A 6000-nucleotide genomic window follows, 5' to 3' on the forward strand; every position below is an offset into this window, starting at 1 on the left:
GCGCCGGGTGCGGCGTCCCGTTCATCAACTGTTCGGTTGACGACGACGCTACGCCTCGCGCCCGCGGTCGTCAACCCCTTGGTTGATAAATGATCTCAGCGCCGTCGGGCGCGCTCGAAGTCGTCGAGCGCGACCCGCCGCTCCACGGCGTGGTCGACGATCCGCTCGGGGTACTCCGCGGGTCGCTCCCGCAGCCTCCAGGGCTCGTGGACGGCCCGGCCCTCCACGCCGCGGAGTTCCGGCACCCAGCGCCGCACGTAGTCCCCGTCGGGGTCGAACGTCCTGCCCTGGGTCACCGGGTTGAAGATGCGGAAGTACGGTGCGGCGTCGCGCCCCGTGCCGGCGACCCACTGCCAGTTGAGCTGGTTCTGCGACACGTCGCCGTCGGCCAGGTGCGCCATGAAGTGCGCCGCGCCGCGCTGCCACCGCACGTGCAGGTCCTTGACGAGGAACGACGCGACGACCATCCGCACGCGGTTGTGCACCCATGCCTCGCCAAGGAGCTGGCGCATGCCGGCGTCGACGAGCGGGTACCCGGTGCGCCCGGCCGCCCAGGCCGCGAGGAGCCGGTCCTCCTCCGCGCCGGTCGCCCACGCGTCGTCGGGCACGACCGTGCGCAGCGACCGCCGCGCCGCCCCGGGGTGGTGGAACAGGACGTCCGCGTGGAACTCGCGCCACGCGAGCTCGGAGCGGTAGGCGAGCGCGTCGTCGGACGGCGCGAGCCCGTCGTGCAGCGCGCCCCGCACGTCGGCGAGAAGGGTGCGCGGGTGGAGCTCGCCCCACTTGAGCGGGACGGACATGCCCGACGTCGCCGCCCGGTCCGGGCGGTCGCGCTCGGTCGCGTAGCCCGCGAGGTGGTCCACGAGGAAGTCGCGCCACCGGCGGCGCGCGGCCGCCTCGCCCGCGGCGGGCAGGCGTGCGTCCGTCCCGGGGTCGTCCGGGACGCCGTCGGACCGCAGCGAGGCCCACGGCACGTCGCGGGGCCGCGGCACCGGGTCGCGCCAGCCGTGCGCGACCCACGCCTCGCGGAACGGCGTGAAGACCTGGAAGGGCGTCCCGGTGCGCGTGAGCACGCGCCCGGGCGCGACGGCGTACGGCGAGCCCGTGCGCACGAGGCGCGCCCCGGCGTCGGTCAGCGCCTGCGCGACCGCCTCGTCCCGCGCGACGCCGTAGGGCTCGAACGAAGCCGCGACGTGCACCTCGCCGGCGCCCACCTCGCGTGCGAGCGCGGGGACGACGGCCCGCGGGTCTCCGCGCCGCACGACCAGCCGCCCGTCCGTCGCGGCATCGAGCGCCGCGAGGCTCCGGGCGAGGTACGCGCGGCGCGGTGCGCCCGCGGAGCCCCACAGGCGCGGGTCGAGGACGTAGAGCGCGACGACCTCGTCGCCCGCGTCGCGGGCGGCACCCACCGCGGCGACGAGGGCCGGGTTGTCGGCGAGGCGCAGGTCGCGGCGGCACCACCAGATCGTCGGCACCCGGTCACGCTAACGGTCGCCGGCCGCGCACGCCGGTGGGAGCATCGAACGCATGGCGACGCGGGGTGGCGACGGCGAACGCGAGTTCGAGGTCGAGCCGGACCCGGGTGCACCACCCGGCCCGGGCGCCGTCGCGCGCCCGGCGGGCTCAGCGGCCGGTCCGGGCCCCGCGGCCGGCGCGATCGAGGGGGACCACGCGTTCTTCGGCCACCCGCGCGGCCTGCTGACGCTCTTCACCACGGAGCTGTGGGAGCGGTTCAGCTACTACGGGATGCGCGCGATCCTGCTGTTCTACCTCACGGACTCCGTGGCGAACGGCGGGCTCGGGATCGGCGAGACGACCGGTCTGGCGCTCGTCTCGATCTACGGCACGAGCGTCTACCTGCTCTCCGTCGTGGGCGGGTGGCTCGCGGACCGCGTGATCGGCTCGCGTCGCTCGGTCCTGTACGGCGGGATCGTCATCGCCGCGGGGCACGTGAGCCTCACGGTCCCGGGCGCGGGCTTCTCGATGGCGGGCATCGCGATGGTCGCGCTCGGGACGGGTCTGCTCAAGCCCAACGTGTCGTCCATGGTCGGCGAGCTCTACGCGCGCGACGACCCGCGGCGCGACTCGGGCTTCTCCATCTTCTACATGGGCATCAACCTCGGGTCGTTCATCGCGCCGTTCCTCGTCGGGGCCGCGCGCGCCTGGGGCGGCTACCACGCCGGGTTCGCGGTGGCGGCGGTCGGCATGGCCGTCGCGCTCGTGTTCTTCGTCGCGGGCCGCCGCTACCTCGGCGAGGCGGGCGCGCACGTGCCCAACCCCGTGCGCCCCGAGGAGCGGGTGACGATCGCGCGCGTCTTCCTGCTCATCGCCGCGGGCGTCGTGCTCGTGGGGCTGATCGCGGTCCTGGTGGCCGGCGGCTTCGACATCTCGACGTTCATCGACACGATGTCCTACCTGGCGTTCCTCGCGCCGATCGCGTACTTCGTCGTCATGTACCGCTCGCCGCGCGTGACCGACGCCGAGCGCCCGCGCGTCATCGCCTACATCCCGCTGTTCGTGGCGGCGATGCTCTTCTGGATGATCTTCGAGCAGGCCGCCACGACGCTCTCCGCGTTCGCGAAGGACCGGACCGACCTCACCTTCTTCGGCGTCGGCATCAGTCCCGAGTTCTTCCAGTCGGTCAACCCGCTGTCGATCATCGTCCTCGCGCCGGTGTTCGCGTGGATCTGGATCAAGACCGGGGACCGCCCGACGACGGCCAACAAGTTCGCCATCGGTCTCACCCTCGCGTCGGTGTCGTTCCTCTTCCTCGCCGTTGCGTCCGCGGTCGTCGGCGACGGCAAGGCCCCGTCCTGGGTGCTCGTGCTCGTCTACGTGATCCAGACGCTCGGTGAGCTGTGCCTGTCTCCCGTCGGCCTCGCGGCGACGACGCTGCTGGCGCCGAAGGCGTTCCGGTCCCAGGCGATGGCGCTCTGGTTCCTCGCACCCGCGGCGGGTCAGGCCATCACGGCGCAGGTCGTGCAGGTCACCGAGGGGGCGTCCGACACCGCGTACTTCGGGGGTATCGGCGCCGTGACGCTCGTGTTCGCGCTCGCGCTGTTCGCGCTGGCCCCGTGGGTCACGCGGCACGTCCGCCACGCCGACGAGCTCGAGGGCGCGCACACGGCCGGCGCCTGACGGCGCTCGGTCGGCCACGCGCCGGGGCCGCGGCCGCGCGAGGTCGCGCCGTTGCGACCTCGCGCGGTCCCGGCGGGGCGGGCCGCCGTCAGCGCAGCCAGGGCGCCCGGCGGACGAGGGGCAACGCGGCCCAGCGGCGGCCGAGCCCCCAGGTGTCGCCCGCGAGCGTCGTCGCGAGGACGACGAGGAGCAGCACCACGAGGACGTGCTGGTCGACGACCGGGTTGTTCGACCCGGCCGCGAGCGGCCACTGCGACAGCCAGAGCATGCCGAAGAGCAGGGCGCCGCTCACCGCGGCCACCCGTAGGCCGATCCCGAGCAGGAGCGCGAGGCCGACGCCGAGCAGACCGAGCATGAAGAGCCAGTCCGTGACGGGGCCGGCCATCGCGGTGAAGGTGCCCGCGAGCGGGCCCTGGACCCCGTGCTCGAGGTACCCCTGGGCCGGGGCGGCACCCGCGAGCCACGCGCGGTCGCGCGGCGTCGCGTACCCGAGGCCGAGGAGCTTGTCGGCGAACGGCCAGAGGAACACGACCGCGGCGCCGAGCCGGGCGAGCGCGAGGGCGTGCCGGGCGGGGGAGCGCGTGACGACGTCGTCCTGGGTGACGGGACCGGTCGTCGCGGTGGCGGCGGCGCGCGCGGCGGTCTGGGAGGCGCCGCCGGGCGGTGAGGTCGTGCGTGCGGTGGACGTGGACATGAGGTGCCCCCTCGGGAACGGGATCTGAGGATCGGGTCGGTGCCGGGACCTGACCTGCCGCCGCTCTCCGTCGAGGCGTCGCCGAGGTCCCCGGCCGTGCCGTGCCCGTCCACGGTGGCAGGGTGCCCTGCGGCGGTTCAACCCTTACGTAACGTTTAGGTGGAGATCCCTCAGGGGGTAGGGACTCCGCGTACGTAGCCCGACGACCACGAGACGGACGCCCGGTTCGTCCGGTCCCCGACAGGCGTAATGTGACCCGGCGGCCGGAGGATCGGCCGCGGCCACCCGTCGAAGGAGCTGAACCGACATGAGCCGCCCCCTGCGCTCCCGGACGTCCACCCACGGCCGCAACATGGCCGGCGCCCGCGCCCTCTGGCGCGCGACCGGCATGGGCTCGGAGGACTTCGGCAAGCCGATCATCGCGATCGCGAACTCGTACACGCAGTTCGTCCCCGGCCACGTCCACCTCAAGGACATGGGCGACCTCGTCGCGTCGGCGATCCGCGAGGCCGGTGGCGTCTCCAAGGAGTTCAACACGATCGCCGTCGACGACGGCATCGCGATGGGCCACGGCGGCATGCTCTACTCGCTGCCGAGCCGCGACCTCATCGCCGACTCGGTCGAGTACATGGTCAACGCGCACTGCGCCGACGCGCTCGTGTGCATCTCGAACTGCGACAAGATCACGCCCGGCATGCTCAACGCCGCGCTGCGGCTCAACATCCCGGTGATCTTCGTGTCCGGCGGCCCCATGGAGGCGGGCAAGGCGGTCGTCGCCGACGGCGTCGCCAAGACCCACCTCAACCTCGTCAACGCGATCAACTACTCGGCGGACGACAACGTGTCCGACGCCGCGCTCGCGCAGGTCGAGGAGAACGCGTGCCCCACGTGCGGGTCGTGCTCGGGCATGTTCACCGCGAACTCGATGAACTGCCTCACCGAGGCGCTCGGCCTGTCGCTCCCGGGCAACGGCTCGACCCTCGCGACGCACGCCGCGCGCAAGGAGCTGTTCCTCGAGGCCGGCCGCACGATCGTCGACCTCGCCAAGCGCTACTACGAGGACGAGGACGACTCGGTCGCGCCGCGCTCGATCGCGACCAAGGCCGCGTTCTCCAACGCCATGGCGCTCGACGTCGCGATGGGCGGCTCGACGAACACCGTGCTGCACATCCTCGCCGCGGCGCAGGAGGGCGAGGTCGACTTCGACCTCACCGACATCGAGCGGATCAGCCGCCAGGTGCCGTGCCTGTCCAAGGTCGCGCCGAACCACCCGAACTTCCACATGGAGGACGTGCACCGCGCCGGCGGCATCCCCGCCCTCCTGGGCGAGCTCGACCGCGCGGGCCTGCTCGACCACGACGTCACGAGCGTCCACACCCCGACGCTGCGCGAGTGGCTCGACGACTGGGACGTCCGGGGCGGCAAGGCGACCGACCGCGCGATCGAGCTGTTCCACGCGGCGCCCGGGGGAGTGCGCACCACGCAGGCGTTCTCGACGTCGAACCGCTGGGAGTCGCTCGACACCGACGCGGCCGAGGGCTGCATCCGCGACCTCGAGCACGCGTACACCGTCGAGGGCGGCCTCGCCGTGCTGCGCGGCAACCTCGCCGAGGACGGCGCCGTGTTCAAGACCGCCGGGGTCGACCCGGACGTCTTCCACTTCGTCGGCAAGGCGCTCGTCTGCGAGTCGCAGGACGAGGCGGTCGAGAAGATCCTCACCAAGCAGGTCGAGCCGGGGCACGTCGTCGTCGTGCGCTACGAGGGTCCCGCGGGCGGCCCGGGCATGCAGGAGATGCTGTACCCGACGTCGTTCATCAAGGGCCGCGGCCTCGGCAAGGTGACCGCGCTCATCACCGACGGCCGCTTCTCCGGCGGGTCGTCGGGCATCTCCGTCGGCCACGTCTCGCCCGAGGCCGCCGCGGGCGGCGTCATCGGCCTCGTCGAGGACGGCGACGAGATCGAGATCGACGTCGACACGCGCCTCATCCGCCTCAACGTCCCGGACGAGGTGATCGCCGAGCGCCGCGCCAAGATGGAGGCGCGCGAGAACCCGTGGCAGCCGGTCGACCGCGACCGCTACGTCTCGCCCGCGCTCCAGGCGTACGCCGCGATGGCGACCTCCGCCGACCGCGGCGCCGTCCGCGACGTGTCGCTCATCAAGCGCAGCC

The 6000-nt window shown here is 73.3% G+C and carries 4 protein-coding genes; 2 read left to right on the top strand and 2 right to left on the bottom strand.

Translation table 11 applies throughout. From position 1 onward, the window contains the following. Positions 1-95 precede the first annotated feature (95 nt). On the bottom strand, positions 96-1475 hold the full coding sequence (locus ABWU78_RS18235; RefSeq protein WP_439159127.1) for a cryptochrome/photolyase family protein: 1380 nt from the start codon (positions 1473-1475) through the stop codon (positions 96-98). Between the two features lie 52 nt (positions 1476-1527). Here ABWU78_RS18235 and ABWU78_RS18240 point away from each other — a divergent pair, with 52 nt between their 5' ends. Further along, positions 1528-3138: a peptide MFS transporter gene (locus tag ABWU78_RS18240; RefSeq protein ID WP_439159128.1), complete on the top strand. Its 1611-nt coding sequence runs from the start codon at positions 1528-1530 to the stop codon at positions 3136-3138. An 88-nt stretch (positions 3139-3226) separates the two neighbouring features. Here the strand turns inward: ABWU78_RS18240 and ABWU78_RS18245 are convergent, their stop codons facing one another. Beyond that, positions 3227-3832 (bottom strand): DoxX family protein, encoded by a 606-nt coding sequence (locus tag ABWU78_RS18245; protein ID WP_439159129.1) that lies wholly within the window; start codon positions 3830-3832, stop codon positions 3227-3229. 307 nt (positions 3833-4139) lie between these two features. On the opposite strand from ABWU78_RS18245, the gene ilvD reads away from it, so the two are divergent. Next, the coding region (gene ilvD, locus ABWU78_RS18250) for a dihydroxy-acid dehydratase (RefSeq protein ID WP_439159130.1) at positions 4140-6000 on the top strand (1861 nt) is incomplete at its 3' end.

Source organism: Cellulosimicrobium sp. CpK407, from assembly GCF_051844275.1.
Lineage (GTDB): Bacteria > Actinomycetota > Actinomycetes > Actinomycetales > Cellulomonadaceae > Cellulosimicrobium > Cellulosimicrobium cellulans_G.